Source organism: Ureibacillus sp. FSL K6-8385 (genome assembly GCF_038593155.1).
In the GTDB taxonomy this organism is placed as follows: Bacteria; Bacillota; Bacilli; order Bacillales_A; family Planococcaceae; genus Ureibacillus; species Ureibacillus terrenus.
In genome coordinates, this window is record NZ_CP151968.1 from 271,959 (window position 1) to 296,818 (window position 24,860).

The 24,860-nt window shown below is 46.5% G+C and carries 27 protein-coding genes; 15 read left to right on the plus strand and 12 right to left on the minus strand.

Annotated features, from left to right (window positions below; genetic code table 11):
* Positions 1-305: 305 nt before the first annotated feature.
* The 6 genes from NST62_RS01340 to thiD all read right to left on the minus strand — a co-directional run bounded on the left by NST62_RS01340 (position 306) and on the right by thiD (position 6,528).
* Positions 306-1,658 carry a YjiH family protein gene (locus NST62_RS01340; RefSeq protein ID WP_141602127.1) on the minus strand — a complete coding sequence of 451 codons (1,353 nt, stop codon included), beginning with the start codon at positions 1,656-1,658 and terminating at the stop codon, positions 306-308.
* A 258-nt stretch (positions 1,659-1,916) separates the two neighbouring features.
* Positions 1,917-3,467 (minus strand): cation acetate symporter, encoded by a 1,551-nt coding sequence (locus NST62_RS01345; RefSeq protein WP_141602128.1) that lies wholly within the window; start codon positions 3,465-3,467, stop codon positions 1,917-1,919.
* A complete protein-coding gene (locus tag NST62_RS01350) occupies positions 3,467-3,850 on the minus strand; it encodes a DUF485 domain-containing protein (RefSeq protein WP_141602129.1) in 384 nt (127 codons plus the stop codon). Before NST62_RS01350 ends, NST62_RS01345 begins: the two co-directional genes overlap by 1 nt.
* A gap of 599 nt (positions 3,851-4,449) precedes the next feature.
* On the minus strand, positions 4,450-5,133 hold the full coding sequence (gene bshB2 / locus NST62_RS01355) for a bacillithiol biosynthesis deacetylase BshB2 (protein ID WP_141602130.1): 684 nt from the start codon (positions 5,131-5,133) through the stop codon (positions 4,450-4,452).
* Positions 5,134-5,145: 12 nt separating this feature from the next.
* Positions 5,146-5,493 (minus strand): YojF family protein, encoded by a 348-nt coding sequence (locus NST62_RS01360; RefSeq protein ID WP_141602131.1) that lies wholly within the window; start codon positions 5,491-5,493, stop codon positions 5,146-5,148.
* A 198-nt stretch (positions 5,494-5,691) separates the two neighbouring features.
* A complete protein-coding gene (gene thiD, locus NST62_RS01365) occupies positions 5,692-6,528 on the minus strand; it encodes a bifunctional hydroxymethylpyrimidine kinase/phosphomethylpyrimidine kinase (protein ID WP_141602132.1) in 837 nt (278 codons plus the stop codon).
* Between the two features lie 252 nt (positions 6,529-6,780).
* Here thiD and NST62_RS01370 point away from each other — a divergent pair, with 252 nt between their 5' ends.
* The 6 genes from NST62_RS01370 to NST62_RS01395 all read left to right on the plus strand — a co-directional run bounded on the left by NST62_RS01370 (position 6,781) and on the right by NST62_RS01395 (position 11,502).
* Positions 6,781-7,458 (plus strand): uracil-DNA glycosylase, encoded by a 678-nt coding sequence (locus NST62_RS01370; RefSeq protein ID WP_342463051.1) that lies wholly within the window; start codon positions 6,781-6,783, stop codon positions 7,456-7,458.
* Positions 7,459-7,537: 79 nt separating this feature from the next.
* Entirely contained in the window at positions 7,538-7,717 is a 180-nt protein-coding gene (locus tag NST62_RS01375) for a uracil-DNA glycosylase (protein WP_141602133.1), read from the plus strand.
* Positions 7,714-7,962, plus strand: coding sequence for a YwdI family protein (locus NST62_RS01380; RefSeq protein WP_141602134.1), 249 nt, complete (start codon positions 7,714-7,716; stop codon positions 7,960-7,962). The genes NST62_RS01375 and NST62_RS01380 overlap by 4 nt, the downstream gene beginning before the upstream one ends.
* Before the next feature lie 31 nt (positions 7,963-7,993).
* Positions 7,994-8,377 carry a DUF423 domain-containing protein gene (locus tag NST62_RS01385; protein WP_141602237.1) on the plus strand — a complete coding sequence of 128 codons (384 nt, stop codon included), beginning with the start codon at positions 7,994-7,996 and terminating at the stop codon, positions 8,375-8,377.
* 185 nt (positions 8,378-8,562) lie between these two features.
* Complete coding sequence (locus NST62_RS01390; RefSeq protein ID WP_342463052.1) at positions 8,563-9,744, plus strand: M20 family metallopeptidase; 1,182 nt, start codon at positions 8,563-8,565, stop codon at positions 9,742-9,744.
* 87 nt (positions 9,745-9,831) lie between these two features.
* Positions 9,832-11,502 carry a methyl-accepting chemotaxis protein gene (locus NST62_RS01395; protein WP_141602136.1) on the plus strand — a complete coding sequence of 557 codons (1,671 nt, stop codon included), beginning with the start codon at positions 9,832-9,834 and terminating at the stop codon, positions 11,500-11,502.
* An 86-nt stretch (positions 11,503-11,588) separates the two neighbouring features.
* Here NST62_RS01395 and NST62_RS01400 read toward each other — a convergent pair whose 3' ends face one another.
* Together NST62_RS01400 and NST62_RS01405 are read right to left on the minus strand one after the other, a co-directional pair.
* On the minus strand, positions 11,589-12,032 hold the full coding sequence (locus tag NST62_RS01400; RefSeq protein ID WP_246045844.1) for a spore coat protein GerQ: 444 nt from the start codon (positions 12,030-12,032) through the stop codon (positions 11,589-11,591).
* A 30-nt stretch (positions 12,033-12,062) separates the two neighbouring features.
* The gene (locus tag NST62_RS01405; protein WP_141602137.1) at positions 12,063-12,482 is read right to left on the minus strand and encodes a cell wall hydrolase; all 420 of its coding nucleotides are present in this window, start codon (positions 12,480-12,482) and stop codon (positions 12,063-12,065) included.
* Between the two features lie 280 nt (positions 12,483-12,762).
* Between NST62_RS01405 and NST62_RS01410 the strand changes: the two genes are divergently transcribed.
* On the plus strand, positions 12,763-12,954 hold the full coding sequence (locus NST62_RS01410) for a hypothetical protein (protein ID WP_141602138.1): 192 nt from the start codon (positions 12,763-12,765) through the stop codon (positions 12,952-12,954).
* 39 nt (positions 12,955-12,993) lie between these two features.
* On the opposite strand, the gene hemQ is transcribed toward NST62_RS01410, so the two are convergent.
* A complete protein-coding gene (gene hemQ, locus NST62_RS01415; RefSeq protein WP_141602139.1) occupies positions 12,994-13,743 on the minus strand; it encodes a hydrogen peroxide-dependent heme synthase in 750 nt (249 codons plus the stop codon).
* A gap of 267 nt (positions 13,744-14,010) precedes the next feature.
* Here hemQ and NST62_RS01420 point away from each other — a divergent pair, with 267 nt between their 5' ends.
* The gene (locus NST62_RS01420; protein ID WP_141602140.1) at positions 14,011-14,844 is read left to right on the plus strand and encodes a lipoate--protein ligase family protein; all 834 of its coding nucleotides are present in this window, start codon (positions 14,011-14,013) and stop codon (positions 14,842-14,844) included.
* 9 nt (positions 14,845-14,853) lie between these two features.
* Here NST62_RS01420 and NST62_RS01425 read toward each other — a convergent pair whose 3' ends face one another.
* Positions 14,854-15,516, minus strand: coding sequence for an RsfA family transcriptional regulator (locus tag NST62_RS01425; RefSeq protein ID WP_141602141.1), 663 nt, complete (start codon positions 15,514-15,516; stop codon positions 14,854-14,856).
* Positions 15,517-15,765: 249 nt separating this feature from the next.
* Between NST62_RS01425 and NST62_RS01430 the strand changes: the two genes are divergently transcribed.
* Positions 15,766-15,996 carry a DUF1450 domain-containing protein gene (locus tag NST62_RS01430; protein ID WP_141602142.1) on the plus strand — a complete coding sequence of 77 codons (231 nt, stop codon included), beginning with the start codon at positions 15,766-15,768 and terminating at the stop codon, positions 15,994-15,996.
* Positions 15,997-16,271: 275 nt separating this feature from the next.
* Complete coding sequence (locus NST62_RS01435; RefSeq protein ID WP_328216022.1) at positions 16,272-17,579, plus strand: HD domain-containing protein; 1,308 nt, start codon at positions 16,272-16,274, stop codon at positions 17,577-17,579.
* A 223-nt stretch (positions 17,580-17,802) separates the two neighbouring features.
* Here NST62_RS01435 and NST62_RS01440 read toward each other — a convergent pair whose 3' ends face one another.
* A complete protein-coding gene (locus NST62_RS01440) occupies positions 17,803-17,988 on the minus strand; it encodes a 2-hydroxymuconate tautomerase (RefSeq protein WP_141602144.1) in 186 nt (61 codons plus the stop codon).
* Positions 17,989-18,058: 70 nt separating this feature from the next.
* Here NST62_RS01440 and NST62_RS01445 point away from each other — a divergent pair, with 70 nt between their 5' ends.
* Positions 18,059-18,580: a YwhD family protein gene (locus tag NST62_RS01445; protein WP_141602145.1), complete on the plus strand. Its 522-nt coding sequence runs from the start codon at positions 18,059-18,061 to the stop codon at positions 18,578-18,580.
* Between the two features lie 425 nt (positions 18,581-19,005).
* Here NST62_RS01445 and NST62_RS01450 read toward each other — a convergent pair whose 3' ends face one another.
* The gene (locus tag NST62_RS01450) at positions 19,006-21,063 is read right to left on the minus strand and encodes a PBP1A family penicillin-binding protein (RefSeq protein WP_342463053.1); all 2,058 of its coding nucleotides are present in this window, start codon (positions 21,061-21,063) and stop codon (positions 19,006-19,008) included.
* 285 nt (positions 21,064-21,348) lie between these two features.
* Here NST62_RS01450 and speB point away from each other — a divergent pair, with 285 nt between their 5' ends.
* The 4 genes from speB to argS all read left to right on the plus strand — a co-directional run bounded on the left by speB (position 21,349) and on the right by argS (position 24,681).
* Positions 21,349-22,221, plus strand: coding sequence for an agmatinase (speB, locus tag NST62_RS01455; protein ID WP_141602147.1), 873 nt, complete (start codon positions 21,349-21,351; stop codon positions 22,219-22,221).
* A 137-nt stretch (positions 22,222-22,358) separates the two neighbouring features.
* Positions 22,359-22,517, plus strand: a complete 159-nt coding sequence (locus NST62_RS01460) for a hypothetical protein (protein ID WP_181733222.1) — start codon at positions 22,359-22,361, stop codon at positions 22,515-22,517.
* Between the two features lie 62 nt (positions 22,518-22,579).
* Positions 22,580-23,017: a DUF1934 domain-containing protein gene (locus NST62_RS01465; protein WP_141602148.1), complete on the plus strand. Its 438-nt coding sequence runs from the start codon at positions 22,580-22,582 to the stop codon at positions 23,015-23,017.
* On the plus strand, positions 23,014-24,681 hold the full coding sequence (argS, locus tag NST62_RS01470) for an arginine--tRNA ligase (protein WP_141602149.1): 1,668 nt from the start codon (positions 23,014-23,016) through the stop codon (positions 24,679-24,681). Before NST62_RS01465 ends, argS begins: the two co-directional genes overlap by 4 nt.
* Positions 24,682-24,860 lie beyond the last annotated feature (179 nt).

Genomic DNA, 24,860 nt, shown 5'->3' on the forward strand with positions numbered 1-24,860 from the left:
ATAAGATTCATTATTTTTCGAAATTAACCGGCACTTTTCACAATACTTCCAAGTATGTATGGAATATTCAGAAAAAAACCTTTTGAAATATAAATAATATACAGAATAGTCTAAAGACACGCCCTAAAAAAATCAAGGAATTATCCATGAAAAAATGAAAAATTATGCCGGCAAAGCGTTAAAGCGCTATCATTGAAAAAAATAAGCCGGCCGTACCGCAGCCCGGTCCAAAAAAATCAAAAAAAAAGAGCGGAAAAGAAAACCGGACCGCCACGCAGTCCGGTTCCCCAACCGCATTTTTTGCGTCAGAAAATCAAGTGGGAGATGAGCGCCACAATCGGTATCGAAATGATGGTGCGGATCAAGAAGATGACAAACAAATCCCACAATTTCAATGGAAGCTTCGTGCCCAAAATCAATCCGCCGACTTCGGACATGTAAATCAACTGGGTTACGGAAACCGTTGCGATAAAGAAGCGGGTCAATTCCGATTCGATGTCCGCCCCCAAAATGGAAGGGAGCAGCATGTCCGCAAAGCCGATGATCATCGTTTGGGCCGCCTCTCCCGCATAAGGGATTTGGAGCAGCTGCAATATCGGTTCGAACGGCATGCCCAGAATTTTAAAGAAGCTCGTATATTCGGCGAGAATCAGGGCGATGGTGCCGAATGCCACGATGACAGGGGTAATGCCTATCCACATTTCCAATACATTTTTCAATCCGCCCTGGGCCACCCTTAACAAATTTTTGTTGCTTTCGGCTTTCATTAAGGCATTTTGCAGCCCGAAGGTAAACGGATTAAATCCTTCCGGCACATCTTCGCGATGCTTTTCGGGGGAGGATCCGTCAAAAAATGTATCCGGCTTGTTGCGGAGAGGGTAGATTCTCGGCATGATCACCGCCAATATGAAACCGGTCAAAATGACCGTTCCGTAAAACGGCAAGAAATATTGGCCAAGGTCCACCGTTTCGATAATCACGAAACAGAAAGTGATGGAAACAACGGAAAAGGTCGTCGCTATGGCGGCGGCTTCCCTCGCGGTATAATTTCCTTCTTCATATTGTCTGCTCGTCAAAAGCACGCCGATTGTACCGTCGCCGACCCAGGAAGCCAGGCAGTCAATGGCGGCCCGTCCGGGAATTTTGAAAATCGGGCGCATGATCTTCACCATCATGGAACCGAAAAACTCCAAAAGCCCGAAGTCCGTCAACAGCGGCAACAGCAATCCGGCAAAGAAGAACAAAGCAAAAAGCATCGTCACCAGACCGCCATCCGGATTGAGCAATAAGCCGGTCGTATTTTCGCTCGTGAACGCTTCCGGACCGATTTGGAACAAATACAATGTCGCGAAAATGACCGCAAGCACCCGCATGATCGTCCAGAACAGATGGGTGCGGAACAACACGTCGAAAACCGTCACTTTTCCGCTCTGAGGCACAAAATGCATCACAATGGAGCCGATTGCGGAAATGATAAATACGATGTAGGCAAACCAATGGATGAAAGAGACGATATTGGACGAAAGCCAATTGGCAAGAAGCGCAATAGGCACTTTCAGCCCGTCCGGAGACTGGACGGGAACGATAAATAAAAAGATTCCGATCACCGAAAGACCAATAAACAAAAACCATATTAATGGATGAAATTTCTTATTCATATGAACCCCTCGTAAAATTTTTTCTGCATGTTTATACACTATAAATGGTATTTATACAAATGTCCATATGCGGGGGAAAAGTAATAGTATTTCGAAATTTTCTACTTTTTGAATATTTTTTATTCTTATTTGACTGAATTCTGCGGGGGGAATTGTTATAAAAAAGAAAAACACACCATTTTTGATAAAAAATGGTGTGTTGGGATGTGAAATGGGAATCATAAACCCAGTATTCAAGGGATGTGCATTAAGGAGCTATTAATGATGGGAAACTTCGGAAACTGCTACGCCTGTGTTGGCTTTTACGCGGATTTCTTTATAGATCTCTTCCGCGTCAGAAGATTTTTTCGCCGTCAATACGGTTCCCAGATATCCGGCAATGAAGCCCAAAGGAATCGTAATGATGGCCGGAACGGAAAGCGGAACAAGCGGTTCGCCCACGAAAATGGCCGCGCCTTCCACCGGATTCCATACATTCGGCCCCATAGCGCCCAATACGAGGCAGGAAATAAGCCCTGTCGCCATCGCGGCAATGACACCGTTTGAATTGAATCGTTTCCAGTAAATTGTGTATAAAATCACCGGCAAGTTGGCGGATGCGCCGATACAGAAAGCGAATGATACAAGGAAAGAAACGTTCAGGCTTTGGGCAAAGAGCGCCAAAATGATGGAAACCACAGCAATCGAGATGGAGCCGATGCGGGCAGCGAGCACTTGCTGCTTCTCCGAAAGTTTGCCATCATTTAAAATTTCGCCGTAAATATCATGGGAAATGGCAGAAGCGCCAGTCAACACCAGGCCGGAAACAACCGCCAAAATCGTCGCGAATGCCACGGCCGCAATAAAGGACAATAAAATGTTGCCTCCCAAAAATTCTGCCAGAAGCGGAGCGGCGGTATTGCCGGCAGCATTTTCCGCCTTGATTGTATCGATTCCCACAAAGTGCATGGCACCGAATCCAAGGAAGATCGTCAACGAGAAGAAAATGGCTGTGACCCAAGTTGTCCATGAAATGGAAGTGCGGGCCGTTTTGGCGTCTTTTACCGTAAAGAAGCGCATCAAAATATGCGGCAAGCCGGATGTGCCCAAAACGAGCGCCATCATCATGGAAACGGAGTCGATCATGGATGTATATTTCATTCCAGGAACCAGATACTGGTCGCCATGCTGTGTTGAAATCGTATCAAACATTTTCATCAGGCTGAAGTCGAATTTCCAAAGCACTAAAAACGCCAGCAAAGTTGTACCAAATAAAAGCAGGCAAGCTTTGATGATTTGCACCCAGGATGTAGCCGTCATGCCGCCGAACAATACATAAGTCGTCATCATGACGCCGACGATCAGCACGGCCAACCAATAATCGATGCCGAACAATAATTTGATCAGGGCGCCCGCGCCGACAAGCTGGGCAATCATGTATAAAATCACGATGGTGATGGTCGAAGTGGCCGCAATTCCGCGGACGCGCTTTTCGCTGAAACGGGCAGTCAACATATCCGCCAGCGTATAACGTCCGAGATTGCGCATCGGTTCGGCGATAATGTAAAGAAGCACCAGGTTTGCCACAACGTAGCCGACGGAGAAGAAGAATCCGTCAAATCCCGTCAACGCAATGGCGCCGGATACGCCCAGGAATGCCGCCGCGGACAAATAGTCGCCGGCAATGGCCAACCCGTTTTGCCAGCCTTTCAATCCTCCGCCCGCCGTATAGAAATCGCTTGCGGAAGAAGTCCGTTTCGCGGCGATATATGTTACAACCAAAGTCAATCCTACAATCCCCAGGAAGAATATTACTGTAACCAAATCCATTATTTTGCACCGCCTTGTTCATATTCGCTCAATACTTCTGAAGCCATTTGGTCGAATTTCGGCGCCATTTTCGTATAGACCATGCAAAGCACAACAGTCATGACAAATAGCCCCGCCGAATATACCCATACACCGGTGATGTTGCCGATCCATTTCTGTTGTAATACAGGTGTGAACGCAAGAATTGGCAATAAAATGTAGAGGAACAAGAAAACACCAGTTGTACCGAATAAAAAGGCATTTTTCTTTCTTACAAACTTGTTGAATGATTCCATTTCATAGATTTGATCGAAATTAATGGAATCATTTCTGGACGATTTTACAGAAACTTCTGATTTTTGTTTCGCTACTTGAGCATTTCTCATTGTAGTTACATTCGTCATGCAATTTCCCCCTTAAGAAAAATTATTCTGTTTTATTCAATAAATTTCTGCCCCATCCCTTTTACAAGATACTATTCTAGGGGACAAATTCTTATAATTCAATATTAATTTTCGGCGGTCTTGGACTCTCAAAAAATTCCATATCAATAATCTATCTTTGCAGCACCAGTTGCTGGATGGGGGTTTTTATGAGGGAGAATCCGGCCAGAAACGTTTTACTTGAAGAATTTTTGACAATTTATCTGTATAAAAAAGAGAAAACAAAACATAACGTAGAATAATATATTTCCAACATGAAAATGTTGGATAATAACCGGCGGGGAACAAGTTGGTCCAAGGGTGTTATATAACAAAAGGAAATGATAAAAAATTGATAATTGCAAAAAATAAAAATTTTTTTCTTGACAGAGAATTTTTTGTTGTTTTTGCAGAGGAACATCAAAGGATGTTGATGAAAAGCCGGAGGAAAAAGGGAAAATTATTCTTTTTTCAGAAAATTGGGGGCCCCTTAACCGGCATGCTCCCGGGCGTCCTGCATAAAAAAAAGCAGTACAAACCGGTCGGATGGTCTGTACTGCCAAAGAAAAAATTATTATTTTTTATTCTTCATCATCAAAGCGGATCGTATAGAACTTCTCGTAATGGAACCAGCTGTCGCTCATCGGCTGGCCCTCGTCAATCCGTTTTTGGTTTTCTTCGATCATCCATGCCGTTTGGGAATCGTGGGCCTGCAACGCTTTCAATTTATCTTCTTTGACTTCCGTAATATCGATGACGACGTCCGGTTCCCCTTTTTCGGCGACCGTGTTCGTGGCAAAGCCGACGCCGTACACCACGGGGCGCTCGTTTTTCGGCATGCGGCGCACCGCCTCCACAACGGCGCGGGCAGTCGCTTCATGATCCGGGTGGACGCAGTAATTCGGCAGGAAGGTGATGATGAGGGAAGGGTTCAATTCATCAATCAAATCCTGTACAAGCTTCACCATTTTTTCATCATCTTCAAATTCGATCGTTTTATCCCGGAATCCCATCATGCGAAGATCTTCTATGCCCATGGCTTCGCAGGCTTTCAGCAATTCTTTCCTGCGGATTTCCGGCAAAGATTCGCGCGTCGCAAAAGGAGGATTCCCGAGATTCCGTCCCATTTCTCCCAAAGTGAGGCAAGCGTATGTAACCGGAACTCCCATGTTGCGGTACATGCGGACGAGGCCGGCGGATGAAAAAGATTCATCATCCGGATGAGGAAAGACGAGTAAAACGTGGCGCTCTGGTTTGACAGTCATGTTTCATCCCCCTTACTTAAATGGCGTTTCGCTGATTTCCAATGCAACGGCCAATTTTCCTTCCGGGTTTAACCCTGCCATCAGGAGCCGTCCTTGTTCATCCAATTCATAATGGGTGATTCCTTGCGCATAGACCCAGCCGTTTTCCAGTTTCAATCCGACACGGTGGGGATTGTCGTCGATCACCTTGCCGTATTCATACCGGATTTTCGCGTTGCGGATAAAAGCGCTGGCGTTGAAAAATTGTTCATTATAATGGGTTGCGTACGAGCCGTTCGTCGTTTCGAGGTGTATATATACATCCTTATTTGCAAAGGAATCGATCCATTTTTGAAGGTCTTGCACATCAACTTCCTTCATTACCCATTCTCCTTTCCCCGTGAACTTATGTCATTAGTATAGTAAAAAATTCCACACAATGAAAAGAAAAAGCCGCATGAATGAGAAATTCCCAGAAAAAGAGAAATGCCCGTACATTTTATTGTACGGGCATTTTCCATCAATCATGCAATTTTTCTTGAAATTTCCTATAAAAAGGGGAACCATGATCAGGATTGATCAGTCAATTTCGCGGATGGTTACTTCAGGGGCTCCGTACACATTTTTCGCCCCGTGCATGACCGGTCCGACATATTGGTTCAGCCGCCAGCCATGCTGGATTGCTGCTGAAACGAATTCTTTCGAAGCGACAATCGCTTCTTTGACTGGAAGGCCTTTTGCCAAATTGGCCGTGATGCTCGCCGCAAAAGTGCACCCTGCGCCGTGGTTGTATGACGTTGCAACCGGATCTGTTTCCAATGCATAGAATTTGTTTCCATCAAAAAACAGATCGAGGGCTTTATCCGTCGCAAGGGAGCGGCCTCCTTTGATCACGACATTTTTTGCGCCCAATGCATGGATTTTTTCTGCGGCCTGTTTCATTTCATCAATGGTTTTGGGCGTTTTCATTCCGGCCAATTGACCGGCTTCAAACAGGTTGGGAGTCGTTACTAAAGCGAGAGGGAGCAAATATTGGATCATTGCTTCGACATTTCCCGGATTCAATACCTCATCTTCGCCTTTGCAAACCATCACCGGGTCGATGACAACATTGTCTGTTCCGGAAGCTTCGATGCCTTCCGCCGCAACCCGGATGACTTCTTCATTTGGAAGCATTCCTGTTTTGACCGCGTCAATTCCCGTGGAAATGGCTGTTTTCAGCTGCTCTTTCAATACTTCAATCGGCAAAGTATAGACGCTGTGTTTCCAGCCGCGCTCCGGGTCCATTGTGGCGATGCATGTCAACGCCTGCATTCCGTAAGTGCCGTATTCCTGGAAAGTTTTTAAGTCGGCGTGGGTTCCGGCGCCTCCGGAAGCATCCGACCCGGCGATCGTCAACGTTTTCTTCAATGTCACTTTCCTCATCTCCTGTTTTGTCTGGATCCATTTCCATTATATCGCTTAACTGACTATATAAAAATAGCCAGAATTAAATATTTTGATAATGTCACGTTCTTTGACAATTTAAATAATAGGAGAAAGAAGAAATCATTGCAACCTGCAGGGGCCGGACATCCCGGCATGAAGGGGTTGGAAAAGGAATAAAATCGAAAACCGCTATTGATTCTCCCGGCGTATTGGAGTAGGTTGAAAATGAGGTGTATCGAAATGAAAAAAGTGTTCGACAATGATTGGCAGGAAATTTTGCGGGAAGAGTTTGAAAAACCATACTATCAAAATTTAAGAAAATTTATAGCGAAAGAATACAGCACTCAAATCGTCTATCCGCCAAAAGAGGAAGTCATGAGCGCCTTTTACACCGTTCCTTACAAAGATGTGAAAGTGGTGATTTTGGGCCAGGATCCTTACCATGGTCCGGGACAGGCGCACGGCATGTGTTTTTCCGTGAAACCGGGAGTGCCGCATCCTCCGAGCCTCCGAAACATTTTTATCGAATTGCACAACGATTTAGGCTGCCCGATACCGAAAGACGGGTATTTGATGAAATGGGCGAAGCAGGGAGTGTTCCTGTTAAACACGGTGTTGACGGTGAGACAGGGGCAGGCCAATTCCCACCAGGGGATGGGCTGGGAGCAATTCACCGATGCCGTCATCGAAAAATTGGCGCAGCGGGAAGACCCGATCGTCTTTGTATTATGGGGAAGACCTGCCCAGACAAAGCGCGCCATCATCGAACGGAACGGCTCCCATCACTGCATTTTGCAGGCGCCGCATCCGAGCCCGTTGAGCGCCCACCGGGGATTTTTCGGAAGCCGCCCGTTTTCGAAAATCAACGCGCAACTGGCCGCCTGGGGAAAAGAACCGATTGATTGGTGCCTGGAATAAAACGTCCCAAATCCGGCGACACCAATAAAACTTTTCACATCCCACAAAATTTGGTACATTGAAGTAAAGGCGGGAAGCCATGAAAGTGAACTGTTTCCGGTGCAAATATTTCAAAGTGACATGGGATCCTGGCCATCCACGGGGGTGTACTGCCTACAATTTCAAAACGGGGCAAATCCCGTCCATCGTAGTCAAACAATCTTCCGGGATGGAATGTTTAAAGTTTGAGCCGAAAAAAAGCAAGGGGGAGAGAAGATGATCACCTACCAACGATTGCTTGAAGAAATGGAAGAATACGTGATAAAAGCGAAAAATGCAAAGGATGACCGGGAATTCCGCGAGTTGCTGAGCGGAATCCGGGCAATGTGCGATGTGGTGCTGAATGAAAAACAGCGGGCGCAGGCTGTCCGGAAAGAACTCCCGCCGGCCAGCGGAGAGCCCCTTCTCTCCCCGGTTAAAATTGAAGACGAAGATGCCAATGGGGATTCGATTTTTGATTTTTAATAAAATATAAGAAAAAGAGGGTTTCAAGATGATGAAAGGTTCTGTAATTACTGGTGCGATTTTGGGAGCTTTGTCAGTTGCATTGGGGGCGTTCGGCGCCCATGCTTTAAAAGGTGTATTGGATGCTTACGGGGAATCGATTTGGGATACGGCGGTCCAATACCAAATGTTTCATTCCGCGGGAATCGTTTTGGTCGGAATTTTGATGCATCCGAAACTTTTAGGGGATTCAGCCCCTTTGAAATGGGCATTTTTTGCCATGGCATTCGGAATCCTTTTCTTCTCCGGCAGCTTATATGTGTTGGCGGTCAGCGGCATCCGCACATTGGGCGCCATCACTCCAATCGGCGGCGTATTGTTTGTCGTTGGATGGATACTTCTTGCCATTGGAGCCGGAAAAGGCAAAGTTTATTGATAAAAACAATTGCAGGGCGGTTGGAAGCCGATTTTGGTTCTCCAGCCGCCCATTTTCAATTTTGGGGGAGATCCCGAAAGGAAGCCGCAAATCACAAGAATTAGACACAATTCAACGGGATGTTTCATGATACGATTACATATAGCTAATAGTATTTGTCGCGACTTTGGAAAGGGGTTGTAGCAATGGAAAGCTTGGCGCTTTTGTTGGATCGGCATTATGAGGAAATGGTGTCCATCCGCAGATATTTGCATGCCAATCCTGAATTGTCATTCCAGGAAGTGCATACGCCCAAATTTATTGCCAACTTTCATCGGGAGCTGGGGCTGGAAGTCCGGGAAGGGGTTGGAGGAAGAGGAGTAGTCGCAACATTGAGAGGAGCGAAACCGGGAAAAACGGTCGCGTTGAGGGCGGATTTTGATGCATTGCCAATCCAGGAAGAGAATGATCTCCCTTACAAATCAAAAGTGGATGGTGTCATGCATGCATGCGGACACGACGGGCATACGGCAACCCTTTTAATTTTGGCGAAAGCCCTTCATCAAATGCGGGAAGCGATCAGCGGAAATATTGTGTTCATTCATCAATTTGCGGAAGAGGTATTGCCGGGCGGCGCCAAACCGATGATTGAAGACGGCTGCCTGGACGGGGTGGATGTGATTTTCGGAACGCATTTATGGGCGCCGACGCCGTTGGGGGAAATCCATGTCCGCAAAGGAGCCATTATGGCGGCACCGGACATGTTCGAAGCCGTGATTCACGGAACGGGGGGACATGGGGCGGAACCGCATCATGCGGTGGATTCCGTCGTGCTTGGGGCGCAGTACGTCAACCAACTGCAAACCATCGTTTCGCGGAGAATCAGCCCGCTAAAACATGCCGTCATTACAGTCGGACAATTTGAAGCCGGAACCGCCTACAATGTCATTGCGGAAAAAGCGGTCATCAGGGGGACGGTGCGGACATTCGAAGAGGATGTAAGAAACCGCATTGAACGGGAGTTGGAAGCCCTTCTGAAATCGGTTTGCGAAGGGGCAAATGCCGCATACGAATTTACCTATACAAGAGGATACCCGCCGGTTGTCAACCATCCGGAAGAAACGGATTTTCTGGCGGATGCGGCAAAGCGGGTGCCTGATGTGGCGGCCGTGAAGGAATGCGAGCCGTTCATGATCGGGGAGGATTTTTCCTATTATTTACAAAAGGTGCCGGGCACTTTTTTCATCACCGGCGCAAAACATCCGGACTGGGAAACGGCGTATCCGCATCATCATCCGAGATTCAATTTTGATGAGAGGGCGATGCTGATTGCGGCCCAAACGATGGGACTTGCAACGCTTCAATATTTAGAAAAATATCACAAATAAGTGAATTTTAATAGAATTTTAACAAAAAATAAGTTGGAAAATAGTATAATGAACACAAAAATATCTATCAATGAAGGGGTGACCGATATGAGCATTGGGGCAAAGATGAATGTAGCCTTTTATTCGCTCATCGGTATGCTTTGTATATCGATGATTGTAAGTTTTGTCAACTTTCAAAGAATCGATCATCAAGTGGACACGGCCATGAATGAGCGGGTAACGGCCATTCAGGAAATTTCGTCCGTGCGCTACCAGGCGGCGCAGCTCGACAATTACATAACCAAATATCTGCTGCTTGAAGACGGGGCAGATTATGAAAAAGTACATACATATATGCAATCAATGGATGAACAAATCGCATCATTGGAAACATTGGCCGTTACCGACACAATGAAAGGCTATATTGAAGAATTAAAACGGCAGAAAGGGAGCCTGGACCAGGAATTTGAAAAAATCGCCGCAGCAACCCATGGCGCCGCATTGTCAAACAGCGCGATCCAAGGCATCAGCCAAAGCCTGATTGATACGACTGACAAAATGATTGAATATCAAACCGGCCAATTGGAAGACATCAAGAAGGACACAAAGGGGGCCATCGCTTCTTCCAACATCACGGCCGCGGCGGTGCTGGCCGCCAGTTTGATTGTCAGCGGAATGTTGGTCTATTTCGTAAGGAGAACCATCACCAGGCCGTTGAGAAAAGTGGTGGAAGCCGTGACAACGGTTTCGTCCGGCGATCTGACGGAAGAAGATTTAATCGTCCGGTCAAAGGATGAAATCGGCCAGCTTTCCGAAGCGTTCAACACCATGAAAAAGAATTTAAAAACCCTTCTTTGGAACGCAAGGCTGAATGCGGAACAAGTGAGCGGGGCTGCACAGCAGCTTTCCGCAAGCACGCAAGAAATTTCCGCGACGGCGGAAGAAATGGTGCGCCGGGTGAATGTAACGGCGGAAATGGCGCAAACAAACGCACAGGCGGCAAATGATTCCGCCCGGGCAATGGATGAAACGGCAATCGGAGTGCAAAAAATTGCCGAATCCACTCAAATGCTGCATTCCGCTTCTCTGGATACAAGCGAATTGGCTTCCCACGGCGGGGAGGTGCTCCAAAATGCTGAAAAACAAATGGGCACCATCAATCACTCGACAAACGCGGTAAACGAATTGGTTCAAAAATTGAGCAAACAAACGCAGGAAATAGAAAATATTTCAAAGGTCATTACAGAAATTACCGACCAAACCAACCTGCTCGCGCTGAATGCGGCAATTGAAGCTGCCCGCGCCGGCGAACATGGAAGAGGGTTTGCCGTCGTGGCGGAAGAAGTCCGCAAACTGGCGGAACAATCGAAACAGTCGGCAAGCAAGATCACGGCGTTGACCGCTGAAATCAAACAGGATACCGAAAACGTGGAAAAAGCCGTATCCGATTCCCTGCAGTCCGTGGAAGATGGCGTAAAGGTGATTGCGGAAGCCGGACAGGCCTTTGCGGATATTGTCAAGGCAATTGAACAAATGAAAATGCAAATCGGGGAAATCTCCGCAACAAGCGAACAGATTTCCGCGAGCGCAGAGGAAGTTTCGGCGGCGGTCAACGAAATTTCAAGCGCATCGATGGAATCGGCGGGCGAAATCCAGATGGTCGCTTCCAACATCGAAGAACAAACCGCCACAATGGAGCAAGTGAACAAAGTCGCGGCGGAATTGAGCGAGAACGCCCAAAACTTGCAAAGGGAAATCCGGAAGTTCCAAATCCAATAACATCCCATACATATACATAGGCTTTTTGGATGAAAAATACATAAAAAAGAGCGAATTCTTCCATTCGCTCTTTTCCAACATATTTTCTAACGCTGTTGAGGTCTTGGGCGAGAGGTATTGATATATTTGAATCCGTCATCGAATCGGGCATAGTCGAAATAAATCATCGGCACCAAATAAACGTGGTTTGTGTTTGCTTCACGGATTACCGCATGATCGCGTCCTGCCTGGATGACTGCGCCGCGGACTCTCAGTACATTTCCGCGGGTTTCGTTCGATAATGTTTCGGAAACTGGGAATGTGAAATAGAAGGTGCCTGTAACGCCGATATTGGCGCGCAAAATGTTTTCAATGTAAGATTCTTCCGTTTGTCGTCCTCCGGGGGGTGAAGGCGTAACAGTGCCGGAAGGCGTAATGTAATCTCCGCTTTGTACGGAGGGCGGCGTCTGTTGGATTTGCCCTTGACCGAAGAATGGTTGTTGGAAATATTGGCCGCCTGTTGCGCCAGGACCCCAATAATAATAAGTCACTAAGTAAACATCCTTTCCTTGTAAAGTTTTTTATAGACCTGGACAAGATCCCTCGAGGGGGGCAAAGAAACAGTGGGATTTATATCTGCCGGTGTTCCATTGGCCATACCATTGGGCAGGGCAGCTTCCCGAAGGCATGAAAAACCACAGGGCTCTTTCGGCGGGCACGAAGCGTTCGCCTCTGATGACTCTGCGGGCCAACGCAATGTCCTGCGGACGCGCCCGCTGATAAAAATAGCTTTTTTGCACGGCTTCAAAGCCGCCCGGACTTTGGTACACCATTTGTTCAATCGTCCGGATGTTTTTGAAATCAAGGCAATCCGCCCGGACACGGTTTACGCCTACATTTCCGACCAACAGCATGCCAAGGTCCCCGTCACCTTCCGCTTCCGCCCGCATCAGCCGGGCAAGCAAGGCAACTTCTGCTTCATTGGCTGCAATAACGGCGATGTTTCATACCTCCTCAACATAATGTATGCATGATAACGTGTTTCAGAATAGATTTTTTGAAAATGTTTCTCTTTCTTTAAAAAAAAATTGAAAGAGGTGATGAAGGAGTATAAAGAAATTGTTATAGCAATAAAATAGAATTGTAACAGTTGACATGGTTCGACAGGCGACACTAATGAATAGAATATGAGTGAAGGTGTTAGTTGGTGACAAACAAAGGGGAACTTGATTGAAAAGGGGAGAAGGGATCCAAAACAGCTTATTTGGAGGTCGGTTATTCATGCAACCGGAATTAGGGATCTATATTGGGATTATTGTCAGTGCAATTTTGTCGTTTGTGATTGCAGGGTTGTTTCATCAACCGCTCCATTGGTATCTCTTCATTTTGATACTTTTCATCGGCTTTTTGCTTCAAACGATCATTATGATTTTGCAGGCGCCCGATGAACAACACCATCATGAACATAAATAAAGCGGGACGTGAACGGTGCGTCCCGCTTTATTTATTATTTTATTTAACGCTCAGCATGTTTGCGAATTTCTCTTTATCCAACAATGTGCCTACCAGGAATTCTCCAAATTCGCCGAAGCGGGCGGACGCTTCATCAAATCGCATTTCATAGACGATTTTCTTGAATTGGAGCATGTCATCGGAGAAGAGGGTAACGCCCCATTCATGGTCATCCAGCCCCGTGGAACCTGTTACGATTTGTTTCACTTTGCCGGCGTATTTGCGGCCCACTTCGCCATGGGAGCGCATCAATTCGCGGCGCTCAGACATTGGCAACATGAACCAGTTGTCTTTTCCTAAACGGCGCTTGTCCATAGGGTAGAAGCAAATATATTTTGTCCGCGGCAATTCCGGATATAGACGGGAACGGATATAAGGGTTTTGATATGGATCTTCGTCGGAGTTGCCCAAATAGTTGGAAAGCTCCACAACTGAGAAATAGGAATATGTCGGAATTGTATAATCAGCCAATTTCAATTTGCTGAAAGCGGTTTCCAATTCATGGATTTCATCAGGCGTTTCGCGAAGAATCATGAACATAAAGTCCGCTTTTTGCCCGATTGTGGAATAGAAGGCATGGGAGCCGGTTTTGGCCTGATGGACTTCCTCCAATTTATCAAGATATTGATAAAATTCTTCCAATGCAGCTTGCCGTTCTTCTTCAGGCAACAGCTTCCATGAAGTCCAGTCGATGACGCGATAATCATGCAGACAGTACCAGCCGTCTAATGTGAATGCTGCTTCGCTCATTGCATAAACACTCCTTCGAATTGATAATCAAACTCACCACTATCTTAGCATAAATTATAAAATATTCCTTCTCCTTAAGCTTCAAATTTAATGAAGCTTTCATGAATTCGCCCACTTTTTTTCACAATTCATTTTGTGTATTCTTGACTATAAGAATGCGCTGGCATTGTAAAAAAGATTGGAAAAAAGCCGTGCAGGAATGTTGGCAAAACTTTCGGAACCGTAGCATACTTAAAGTGCGGTGAAAATTTTGTAAGGAGCAAAAAAATGCAGTCATTGTTACAGCAGAAAACATGGCGGTTCATCGACCAGTCCACGTCCTATGACCGCTCGCCGCTGGAGTCCTTTGCGATGGATGACGCCCTTTGCCATTTGGTCGGCCAAGGGTTGTCCGTTCCGGTGGTCCGCACATGGGTGCATGACCCGTATGTGGTGCTGGGCATTCAGGATCATCGCATGCCTTATATCCAGGAAGGGATCGGGGAACTGAAAAAAGCCGGCTATGAAGCGATAGTCCGCAATTCCGGGGGGCTTGCGGTGGTGCTGGACCGGGGGATCTTGAACATTTCGATTGTCCTTTCCGAAGCGCCGGGGTCCATCAGCATCAACACAGGTTATGAAGTGATGCTGCAATTTGTGAAGCTGCTCTTTCCGGAAGCGGCCGATCAAATCCAAGCCTATGAAATTGTCGGTTCTTATTGCCCCGGATCTTATGATTTGAGCATTGGCGGGAAAAAATTTGCGGGGATTTCCCAACGCCGGATCCGCAACGGGGTGGCCGTCCAGATTTATTTATGTATGGAAGGAAGCGGAAGCGAGAGGGCGGAACTCATTAAACGGATGTATCAGACAAGTTTGCAGGATGTCCGGACAAAATTCCGATATCCGGATATCCGTCCGGAAGTGATGGCCAGTTTGAGCGAATTGCTGGACCGCACCGTCACTGTGCAGGAAACGGTCATACGGGTCCAACAGCTGCTCGCCTCCCTGTCGGACCAGGTGCTCTTCCAACCGCTAAATCAGGATGAATCAGATTTATATTCTTTCTACCTGAAGAGAGTTTTGGATCGGAATCTAAAATTGATAGGGAAAAATACGTAGATGTGCGAATCAGTTCGTCACATCTACGTTTTCTTTTTCTTTGTTGGATTGCATATGGGAGTAGTCAGGGATCAGGTTGCCGTTCTTCTCCATTTTGAAGACCGGAGCGATGCGCGTTTCCTCATCTTCCAATGCCACTAGTTTGCGCGCGCGGTTCATGATTTGGACGAATTGCTCATAATCTTCGCGGATTTGTTTGTTTTCTTTTTGCAGTTTCTCAATCTCTTTTTCCAACTCTTTTATTTTTTCGGTAGCGGAGTTGGCAATCTGGCGCCATTTTGTCGCTTCGCTGTCGCTGCCTCCCTGGGATTGCAAACGCAATAGATAGGCAATGACGATATCCAGATTCATATCAGATAGTGAAATAGGTTTGGATTCTCCATTGTTGCCAGGAAGCAGGTAAACGCCGGGTGAGCGTCTTCTGCCGGACATTCCTAATAGTTTCATGCGTTCTTTCCGGATGCGTTTCGCTTCTTCCAATTCTTTTTCATAGCGTTTGCGGACTACCGCATTCCACCGGAAACCGCATGCAGCCGGTGTACGATTTAATTTGTCCCCCACTTCCTCAAAAGCATTTAATTGAGTGCTACCTTCTTTGACATGACGCAACACCGCTTCCGCAAGGAGTTCATCGTTTTCTTTCAACCAGGCATCTTGTCTTAATTTCGCCATCGTTTTCCCTCCTGTTAATGTAGTAGTTTCTTATGTCAAAACATATCGTGTCCAACAAGTTCCAAATTTATTCATTTTTTTTACAATTTTTTATATGAATTTATCAAAAAACGGCGCAACAGGTTCCAATTCAGCCATTAGTTGGATATTTGGCCTTTTTGCTTGAACCAAAGCATGACGATAGTCTAAAATATCATTTAGGCCAAAAAGTAGTTTTGAAATTGAGTGATAGAAAGGATTGTTGACAATATGGCGGCAAACGAATTTAGAGTTTGCGATGAATGCAAAGCCGTCAATTTGAAAACGCTGATTCCGAAGTTGAAAAAGCTGGACCCTGACGCAAAAATTGAGATCGGCTGCCAATCCTATTGCGGACCGGGCCGCAAAAAAACGTTTACTTTCGTAAATGGCAGACCGGTCAATGCATTGACAGAAGATGAATTGATTGAAAAGGTCAAAGCCAAACTGAAGATGGATTGAACAAAAGCTACTTTCTATGAGGATAGAAGGTAGCTTATTTTGTTTCTATTAGTTTTAGTGGGAAAAAAGATTTTTAAACGTGAGGGAAACCATTTTTCATAGGATTTTCGGATGTCAAAATCTTGTTCCCGCAACCGGTTGTGGAAACAATGGGGAAGCCGCACCAATGCTTTTGTCCGCAAAAATCTTTCACTTTGGCAACTATTGCGTGTAAATAAATAGAAAATTTCTTATAATGATAGTAAGAATTGGAAGGAACGAGGTGCGGTCTTTTGGTGGAATATGCAAAACAAAAACTTTCGGAAGAAAAAGTGTTCAAAGATCCCGTGCACCGATATGTCCATGTCCGCGACCAAGTGATTTGGGATTTGATCGGCACGAAAGAATTCCAGCGTTTGCGCCGAATCCGGCAGCTGGGCACGACTTATCTCGTATTTCATGGCGCGGAACACAGCCGTTTTAATCATTCCTTGGGAGTTTACGAAGTGGTCCGGCGGATTGTGGACGACGTTTTCCATGGAAGACCGGAGTGGAACGAGGAGGAACGGCTGCTTGTCTTATGCGCGGCACTGCTGCATGATTTGGGCCACGGCCCGTTTTCCCACGCCTTCGAAAACGTCTTTAAAACGGACCATGAATATTTTACAAGGCAAATCCTCTTGGGAGACACCGAGGTCAATGCGGTGCTCAAGCGGGTATCGGAAGACTTTCCGGAAAAGGTGGCGCAAGTCATTGAAAAAACGTATGAGAATCAACTTGTCGTCAGTCTCATTTCCAGCCAGATCGACGCGGACCGGATGGATTATTTGCAACGGGACGCTTACTATACAGGGGTGAGCTACGGCCACTTTGACATGGAACGGATTCTCCGCGTGATGCGACCGAGAAAAGGGAAAGTCGTCATTAAATCAAGCGGCATGCATGCGGTGGAAGACTATATCATGTCCCGCTATCAAATGTATCTGCAAGTCTATTTCCACCCCGTTTCCCGCAGCGCGGAAGTGTTGCTGAACAATATTTTGAAAAGAACGAAAGACCTCTATGAACAGGGCTACCAATTTGCCGTTGAACCGGTTCATTTCAAATCATTTTTTGAAAATAATATAACGGTGGAAGATTATATTGAACTGGACGAATATTTATTGGTGACCTATTTCAAATCCTGGATGAAAGAAAAGGACCCGATTCTCAGCGATTTAAGCGCGAGATTTGTGAACCGCAAACTGTTCAAATATACGAATCTCAATCCGGAAGAAGAACCGGGGCGTTTCGAAAGATTGAAAGAGCTGTTCGAAAAAGCGGGGGTGGATACGGACTACTACATTTACCACGATTGCACGTCGGATTTGCCTTACGATTACTATGAACCGGATAAGGAAACGGATAAATTCCCGATTTTTTTGGAGATGCCGAACGGGGAAATCCGGGAATTGTCACAGGAATCGTTTATTGTCGACGCGATAGCGGGGCGCATGAAAAAAGACCATAAAGTGTATTATCCAAAAGAAGTATTGATGGACCCCAATCTTGATCCGGCATTGAAGGCGGAGATTGAAAAGCTGTTAAACAATTCCGGAAGATAGGATAACAAAAATTGTTCAACCTTTTTTGGCGACTAAGAAAATCTGACGCTTCCGCCCCGGCCGAACGGCGGAAGGGAGGAAACGGGTACGGCTCCTTCAGAAGCGGAGATTTATAAATAGAAAATTCTTATAGAAGAAAGGGTGTCCGGAAAGTTTTTTCACGATCCGGACACCCGCTTTGCTTTTTGGATGGTCTGAAAAAGAACCGGGCAATCCATGCGCTTTACTTGTCGCAAACGCGAACGCCGCCGGTTGCGTAGTGGTTCTTGGACATTTCTTCAATGATGATCGTCACCGCTTCCGGTTTTGCGTTGATCGTTTCAACAAGCGCTTCCGTCACTTTCTCGACCATCGCTTTTTTCTGTTCATCCGTGCGTCCTTCGAGCATTTTGATGGTTACTACAGGCATGACTGAACCTCCCAGTGGATAAATTTAGAGTATAATCATTATAATAGGTTTAAATGGAGGGGATGACAATATGACAAATAACGAAAAACCGAAACAGAAAATGACCTTTACCATCATTAAGAACAATCCCACGGACGGCCACAAAGGGTTTGGCATCGGCGCCATTTCATTGGAAAATGTAACGCCCGTGTTCATTGATATAGAAGAAAAACATGCGTTTATTGACATGGGGGCCATGCATGCCAAAAGCGAAGTCGAAAAGGGCATCAAATTCACGACAAACCGGGAAGATTCCGCCGGCGGAAAGCCGTATTGGCTCGTTTGGGTGACGGTCGAAATCAAAGAAGACGGCCCATATTATGCGGGGGTGGCCGCCTGCGAAATGGTGGTCAACCGTGAAAAACGGAGAGGCTATAAAATTTTGGCCGATCATGTCAACAAAATGGACAAGTCCCTGAAACGCAGAATCGTTGTCGATCACATGGATGCGGAATCCAAAAAAGTATTGGCCGAATTTCTGCAAAACCATGACCAGGGCATGTGGGAACGGAGCAGCCGGGAATTGAAAGAGGCATTGGCAGCGCAGGGATAATGAAGGTGTCCCTGAACAGAGAAACGTTCCTTCCATTCTGTCAATAGGTTTCATAAAAAAAGATATAAAAGATGTCAGAATTGTGACGAATCGTTGTAATATTTGTTCCTTTATTGAAACCGTTTTTAAAAAAAAGTACACTGAAGTTATAATAAATTAATAGTATAACTAGGACACCGTAGATAGGGTTAAGTGCTATGCGGTATTTGATATCCCAAGCCAAATGCCACATGAATGACTCTATTTACAACAAAAGGGGGCGCCTGAAAAGTCATTTTGAGGCGCCCCCTTTTGCGTCTGTCTTGCGGTTTCGCCGCAGATACCATTGCGGCGGGGATGGCGGAAAACTTGTTTCGTCCGCCGCGGGAGCAAAAATTAAGGGTGTCTGGAAAGTGTTTCGCTTTTCCGGACACCCTCTATTGTTTTTAATGCAACCATTTTTTCAATGTATCGAACGGGAACAATTCAAAGAATCCGTTCCAGGAATCTTCGTTAAAGATATCCAAATCCGTGCATTTTTTCGTCGGAATATCCTCTTCTTTCAGATATATCAAGCGCTGTTTCGGACAGGCGTCGGTCGCCAGTTTTCCCGTTTCGATATCGATCACGACCCCTTTGACGCCATCGGGCACATCAAAGGATTCGTTTGGTTTGTCTTTGTGGACCGTTTCCATGAAATCGATCCAGACCTGCTTATGGGCGGACATATCCGATGAAGAAGACAACGTTTTTCCCTGGTCATATCCGTTCCAAACGCCCGCCGTCAGAGTCGGGCTAAAGCCGATGATCCACTGGTCCGAAACGGTTGTTCCGGATTTTGCCGCGTACGTATGCGTCATTTTGGACCGGAGGGAAACGCCGGTTGCAGGCGAATAATCATTGAAAACCGGATCAAACATTCCTGTCATCATTTGCGTCAAAATGAACGCATCCTGTTCGGAGATGACCTGTTCTTCTTTCGGCTTTTCATATTCGTATACGACTTCGCCTTCCGCGTTTGTAATGGATAAGATCGTCGTCGGCTTCCGTTCCTGTCCTTTTGCCGCGATGATATTGAACGCATTCGTCAAATCATATAGGGAGTTTTCGACTGTGCCAAGCGCCATGGATGGATTATCTTTATCGGAATATCTTAAATGGAACCGCTTGGACATATCGCGGAATTTTTCATAGCCGATTTGTTCCAGCGTTTTCACCGCGTAAATGTTGTCGGAGATGGCAATGGCCTGGGCCATGGACATGTCGCCATCCGCGAATTTTCCATTGACGTTTTGAGGTTTGTACGTTGCCCGTCCATTATCGTACGTAAAGATCGTTTCGCCGACATCCAGGAAAGTCAACGGCGTAAAGCCGTTTTCCAATGCCGCCGCATAAAGGATCGGCTTGATGGCGGAACCCGGCTGGCGTTTTGCCTGGGTAACCCGGTTATAGGAACTTTCCTGATAATTCCGGCCGCCGACAAGGGATGTCACTTGCCCCGTTTTCACATCCATGCTGACGAAGGCCACTTGCAGGTCGTTTTTTGGCATATTTTTTTCAATGGCTTCTTCCGCCGCTTTTTGGTGGGCAGGGTTCAAAGTCGTTTTGATCACCCAGCCGCCCGCCCGGATATTGAGGTTTTTCTCTTCCAATATTTTTTCCGCTTCCTGCCAGGCGACATCCAAAAAGTAAGGGGCAACGCTTTTCGAAGCCGTCCATTGATCATTTTTCAGCACGATTTTTTCGGACAAGGCCCGTTCTTTCTGTTCCGGAGTAATTTTATTTTGCTCTTCCATTAAGGACAGAATGAGTTTTTGACGTCCGACCGCCTTGTCATAGTTATTGAGGGGCGAATAGATGCTTGGTCCTTTCGGGATGCCCGCAAGCAGCGCGGATTCGGCGAGAGTCAGGTCGCTGGCCGATTTGCCGAAGTAATACCGGCTTGCCGCTTCCGCTCCATACATGCCGTGCCCGTAGTTGACGGTATTCAAATAGGCTTCTAGTATTTCATCCTTAGAATAGAAGATTTCCAGACGATAGGCGTAAATGGCTTCCAGGATTTTTCTGGACCAGGTTTTATCTAAACTCAAATAGAGATTTCTCGCTAATTGCTGGGTGATGGTGCTCGCGCCTTGGGCTTTGCTCCGGGTTTTCAAATCGGTCAGGAGGGCGCTTGCGATCCTAGGAATATCAAAACCGTGGTGCCGATAGAAATCTTTGTCTTCCACGGCGATGGTCGCTTCTATTAAATAAGGTGAAATTTCATCGAGCTCTTTCCAGTAGCGCCGCTCGTCCGTGAAATGATCGCCGATCTGGTGGCCGTTCCTGTCCAAAAAAACCGTCGCTTTCGGAATCGTCAACGGCGGTGCTCCCGCAATCTGCGCAAACAGCCGCAAACCTCCCAGAGCGACGATGAAGGCGCATAGAAAGACAATGGAATAGAAAGTGATTCGTCTTTTCCGTTTTTTTCTTCTGATTTTCCGCTGATAACTCCGTCGATCCATCCATTTCACCCCATTTCATCCGATTATCCATAGTATGTACTTGAAAATGGCAGTTTAATCGAAAAGTTACGGAAAAAAACTGTTGCACTTTGTCTAAAAACGTCTATACTTTTTCTGTATGAAATTTTTTGCTTTAGCAGGCAACCATGTACATCGGATGAAATTGTCATTTGTTTGAATCTATAAGAGAATACGAAATATGTCGAAAAAAGTTCCGGATTCTTTTGAATTTGAAATGTTCAGCTTTATATGGAAAATCAAAGATCAATAGAGTAGGTGATGGATATGCGTTTTGACGAAACATATTCCGGCAATGTGTTCATTAAGAGCCATCAAAACTATGAAGAGGCCAAAGCGGTGCTTTACGGCATGCCGATGGATTGGACGGTGAGCTTCCGTCCGGGTTCCCGTTTCGGTCCGGCGAGAATCCGTGAAGTGTCCGTGGGTCTTGAGGAATACAGCCCGTATCTTGACCGTGAATTGGATGAAGTGAAGTTTTTCGACGCGGGCGATATTCCGCTTCCATTCGGGAATGCGCAAAAAGCGTTGGATGAAATCGAAAAGTTCGTCAAAAAAGTGCTGGCGGACGGAAAAATCCCGGTCGGCATGGGCGGCGAGCATTTGGTGACATGGCCGGTGGTAAAGGCCGTGTATGAAAAATATCCGGATATTGCCGTTCTTCATTTTGACGCCCATACCGATTTGCGCACGGATTATGAAGGGGAGCCGTTGAGCCATGCAACGCCGATCCGGAAAATCGCGGAATTGATCGGTCCGGGCAATGTATATTCGTTCGGCATCCGATCCGGTTTGAAGGAAGAGTTTGAATGGGCGAAAGAAAACGGCATGTTCATTGCCAAATTTGAAGTGCTCGAACCGTTGAAAGAAGTGTTGCCGTCATTGGAAGGACGCAATGTTTATATTACGACGGATATCGATGTTCTGGATCCCGCTTTTGCCCCTGGCACAGGTACGGTGGACTGCGGAGGCATTACGTCAAAAGAATTGCTCGCGTCCATCCACGCGATTGCAAGAAGCGGAGTGAATGTCGTGGGCTTCGACCTGGTGGAAGTCGCTCCGGTATTGGACCACTCCGAGATGACCGTGAACACGGCTTCCAAATTGTTAAGGGAAATGATCCTTGGCTGGATTAAGTAATCAGGCCGGGCATAAGGCGACCAAAGTTTGCCGGTTGGACAAGCTTTGGTCGTTTTTGTTTGGCTTGGATTTTTGGGGATGGACGGATAAGTTCCAAAAGGATGTTCATCAACCTCCGCTATAATCATGCAGGAGGTATGCGCCCAATCGGATTGATTGCAATGCATGTTCATCAAACCCGGGGCAATCGGTTCGGGGATATCAACGCAAACTCCCGGGATATCGCCGCACCCCCCGCCATTGCCGATCATGCCGCGGGCCTAAAAGCATCCCAATTCCTGATTCCATCTTGCTAAGAAATGAAAATTCATCCTATAATATTTAAGTTATAGTAATAAATAAGGAGTGCCCACGGGAAATGAGTGTTGAAAAGAACGTAAAAATCAGGGTGATTTCGAAGATCTGTCCAATCGACGGGGACGAAGAAACTTACGAACTGTGGCTGCAAGGGATTTGGATCAAAAAGAACGACAATATGTACTTGCGGTATGAAGAAATCATGGAGGATAAAAAAATCAAAACGACCGTGAAAATGAACAGCGACAATGCACTCATTTTGCGAAGTGGAGACGTCAATATGCGGCTGCCGTTCAGCCTGGAAAGCAGGCAAAACGGCCATTACGATACAATGTACGGCACATTGCCTTTGCAGACGAAAACTTACCGGATCGGGCTTGAGCATTCGGAGGAAGACAATATCAGTGGCAGATTCAATGTGCAATATGATTTAATTATTAGTGGACATTCAGTCGGTCATTATTCATTGGAAATACAATACACGGAGGGACAAGCATGAATGCAGTAGAACAATTGCAGGAAAAACTGAAAAACTTGTTGAAATCGGCTGTGGAAAAAGCGCAACTTGTGGAAGAGGGGACGGAATTTACGGTTCATATAGAAGTGCCGAAAGACAAGTCCAAAGGCGATTTCGCGACAAACTTGGCGATGCAGCTGACGAAACTGGCGAAAAAGCCTCCGCGCCAAATCGCGGATGCCATAGTGGAAAACCTCGAGACGGAAGGCACGGAAATTGAAAAAGTGGAAATTGCAGGGCCCGGCTTTATCAATATTTTTGTGCGCAAAGATTTCCTCGCGGATATCGTCAAGGCGGTGTTCGAACAGGGCGAAAACTATGGCCGTTCCAATGCCGGCGGCGGCGAAAAAATTCAGGTGGAATTTGTATCCGCGAATCCTACGGGGGACCTTCACCTGGGACATGCCCGCGGTGCTGCATTCGGCGACTCCCTATGCAACGTTTTAGATTTTGCGGGATACGATGTCACTCGGGAATATTACATCAACGATGCGGGGAACCAGATCAACAATTTGGCCCGGTCCTTGGAAGCGCGCTACAAACAGCAGCTCGGGCTTGATGCGGAAATGCCGGAAGACGGCTACTACGGCCAGGACATTATCGATATCGCGAAAAGATTGGTTGAAGAATATGGGGATTCCATATTGGAAAAATCCGATGAAGAACGCTTCAACTTCTTCCGCGAAAAAGGACTCGCCCTTGAACTGGAAAAACTGAAAAAAGACTTGGAAAACTTCCGCGTGCACTTTGATGTATGGTATTCCGAAACTTCATTATATAAGAGCGGAAAAATTGAAAAAGCTTTGGAGAAATTAAGAAACAACGGCCACATCTATGAAAAGGACGGCGCGACATGGTTCCGCTCCACGACATTCGGCGACGACAAAGACCGCGTATTGATCAAATCGGACGGTTCTTACACTTATTTGACGCCGGACATCGCCTATCACGAAGATAAAATACAGCGCGGCTTCGACAAAATCATCAACGTCTGGGGAGCAGACCACCACGGCTACATCCCGCGCATGAAAGCGGCCATCGAAGCCCTTGGATACGACCGCGACAAACTCGAAGTCAAAGTCATCCAAATGGTGCAGCTTTATAAAAACGGCGAAAAATACAAAATGAGCAAACGCACGGGGAATGCGGTGACAATGCGCGAGCTTGTGGAAGAAGCGGGTCTGGATGCAGTGCGCTATTACTTCGTGAAGACGGCATGCGATTCCCATATGGACTTCGACATCGACCTTGCCGTGGCGGAAACGAACGAAAACCCGGTTTACTACGCCCAATATGCCCACGCGCGCATTTGTTCCATTTTGCGGGCGGCGGGGGAGCAAGGATTCCGCCCTTCATTGGACAACTTGAATCTATTGGCGGATGAAAAATCGGAGGAAGTGCTGAAAATCGTCGGCGCCTTCCCGCAAGTTGTGGCGGAAGCGGCAAAACACCGCACGCCGCACCGCATCGCCAACTACATCCAGGAATTGGCGGCCGCATTCCACAGCTTCTACAATGCGGAAAAGGTATTGAACCCGGACAATAAAGAATTGACGGAAGCACGCCTCGCTTTAATTCAGGCGGTTCGCACAACCCTTGCCAACGCATTGAGATTGATCGGCGTTTCCGCACCGGAAAGGATGTAAATTTTATAAAAGAGCGGATAGGAAAATGTTTTGTTTCCTAGTCCGCTTTTTTTATTTTTTGATTTTGGACACTTTTATTTGTTTAAGCGGGATTCTGTCCGCGCAAGGGGTGGAGAGGGTACTCCAAGTGCCCGAAAGGAAACCTCAAGTGCCCGAGAAAGCAGTGTAAATGCCCAAGA

Bases quoted from the DNA above. Each gene is read 5' to 3' on its own strand.
- NST62_RS01340 (WP_141602127.1), bottom strand. From the start codon at position 1,658: ATGAATAAGAAATTTCATCCATTAATATGGTTTTTGTTTATTGGTCTT.
- NST62_RS01345 (WP_141602128.1), bottom strand. From the start codon at position 3,467: ATGGATTTGGTTACAGTAATATTCTTCCTGGGGATTGTAGGATTGACT.
- NST62_RS01350 (WP_141602129.1), bottom strand. From the start codon at position 3,850: ATGACGAATGTAACTACAATGAGAAATGCTCAAGTAGCGAAACAAAAA.
- bshB2 (WP_141602130.1), bottom strand. From the start codon at position 5,133: ATGACTGTCAAACCAGAGCGCCACGTTTTACTCGTCTTTCCTCATCCG.
- NST62_RS01360 (WP_141602131.1), bottom strand. From the start codon at position 5,493: ATGAAGGAAGTTGATGTGCAAGACCTTCAAAAATGGATCGATTCCTTT.
- NST62_RS01370 (WP_342463051.1), top strand. From the start codon at position 6,781: ATGAAAAAAGTGTTCGACAATGATTGGCAGGAAATTTTGCGGGAAGAG.
- NST62_RS01375 (WP_141602133.1), top strand. From the start codon at position 7,538: ATGAAAGTGAACTGTTTCCGGTGCAAATATTTCAAAGTGACATGGGAT.
- NST62_RS01380 (WP_141602134.1), top strand. From the start codon at position 7,714: ATGATCACCTACCAACGATTGCTTGAAGAAATGGAAGAATACGTGATA.
- NST62_RS01385 (WP_141602237.1), top strand. From the start codon at position 7,994: ATGAAAGGTTCTGTAATTACTGGTGCGATTTTGGGAGCTTTGTCAGTT.
- NST62_RS01390 (WP_342463052.1), top strand. From the start codon at position 8,563: ATGGAAAGCTTGGCGCTTTTGTTGGATCGGCATTATGAGGAAATGGTG.
- NST62_RS01395 (WP_141602136.1), top strand. From the start codon at position 9,832: ATGAGCATTGGGGCAAAGATGAATGTAGCCTTTTATTCGCTCATCGGT.
- NST62_RS01410 (WP_141602138.1), top strand. From the start codon at position 12,763: ATGCAACCGGAATTAGGGATCTATATTGGGATTATTGTCAGTGCAATT.
- hemQ (WP_141602139.1), bottom strand. From the start codon at position 13,743: ATGAGCGAAGCAGCATTCACATTAGACGGCTGGTACTGTCTGCATGAT.
- NST62_RS01420 (WP_141602140.1), top strand. From the start codon at position 14,011: ATGCAGTCATTGTTACAGCAGAAAACATGGCGGTTCATCGACCAGTCC.
- NST62_RS01425 (WP_141602141.1), bottom strand. From the start codon at position 15,516: ATGGCGAAATTAAGACAAGATGCCTGGTTGAAAGAAAACGATGAACTC.
- NST62_RS01430 (WP_141602142.1), top strand. From the start codon at position 15,766: ATGGCGGCAAACGAATTTAGAGTTTGCGATGAATGCAAAGCCGTCAAT.
- NST62_RS01440 (WP_141602144.1), bottom strand. From the start codon at position 17,988: ATGCCTGTAGTAACCATCAAAATGCTCGAAGGACGCACGGATGAACAG.
- NST62_RS01445 (WP_141602145.1), top strand. From the start codon at position 18,059: ATGACAAATAACGAAAAACCGAAACAGAAAATGACCTTTACCATCATT.
- NST62_RS01450 (WP_342463053.1), bottom strand. From the start codon at position 21,063: ATGGATCGACGGAGTTATCAGCGGAAAATCAGAAGAAAAAAACGGAAA.
- speB (WP_141602147.1), top strand. From the start codon at position 21,349: ATGCGTTTTGACGAAACATATTCCGGCAATGTGTTCATTAAGAGCCAT.
- NST62_RS01460 (WP_181733222.1), top strand. From the start codon at position 22,359: ATGCGCCCAATCGGATTGATTGCAATGCATGTTCATCAAACCCGGGGC.
- NST62_RS01465 (WP_141602148.1), top strand. From the start codon at position 22,580: ATGAGTGTTGAAAAGAACGTAAAAATCAGGGTGATTTCGAAGATCTGT.
- argS (WP_141602149.1), top strand. From the start codon at position 23,014: ATGAATGCAGTAGAACAATTGCAGGAAAAACTGAAAAACTTGTTGAAA.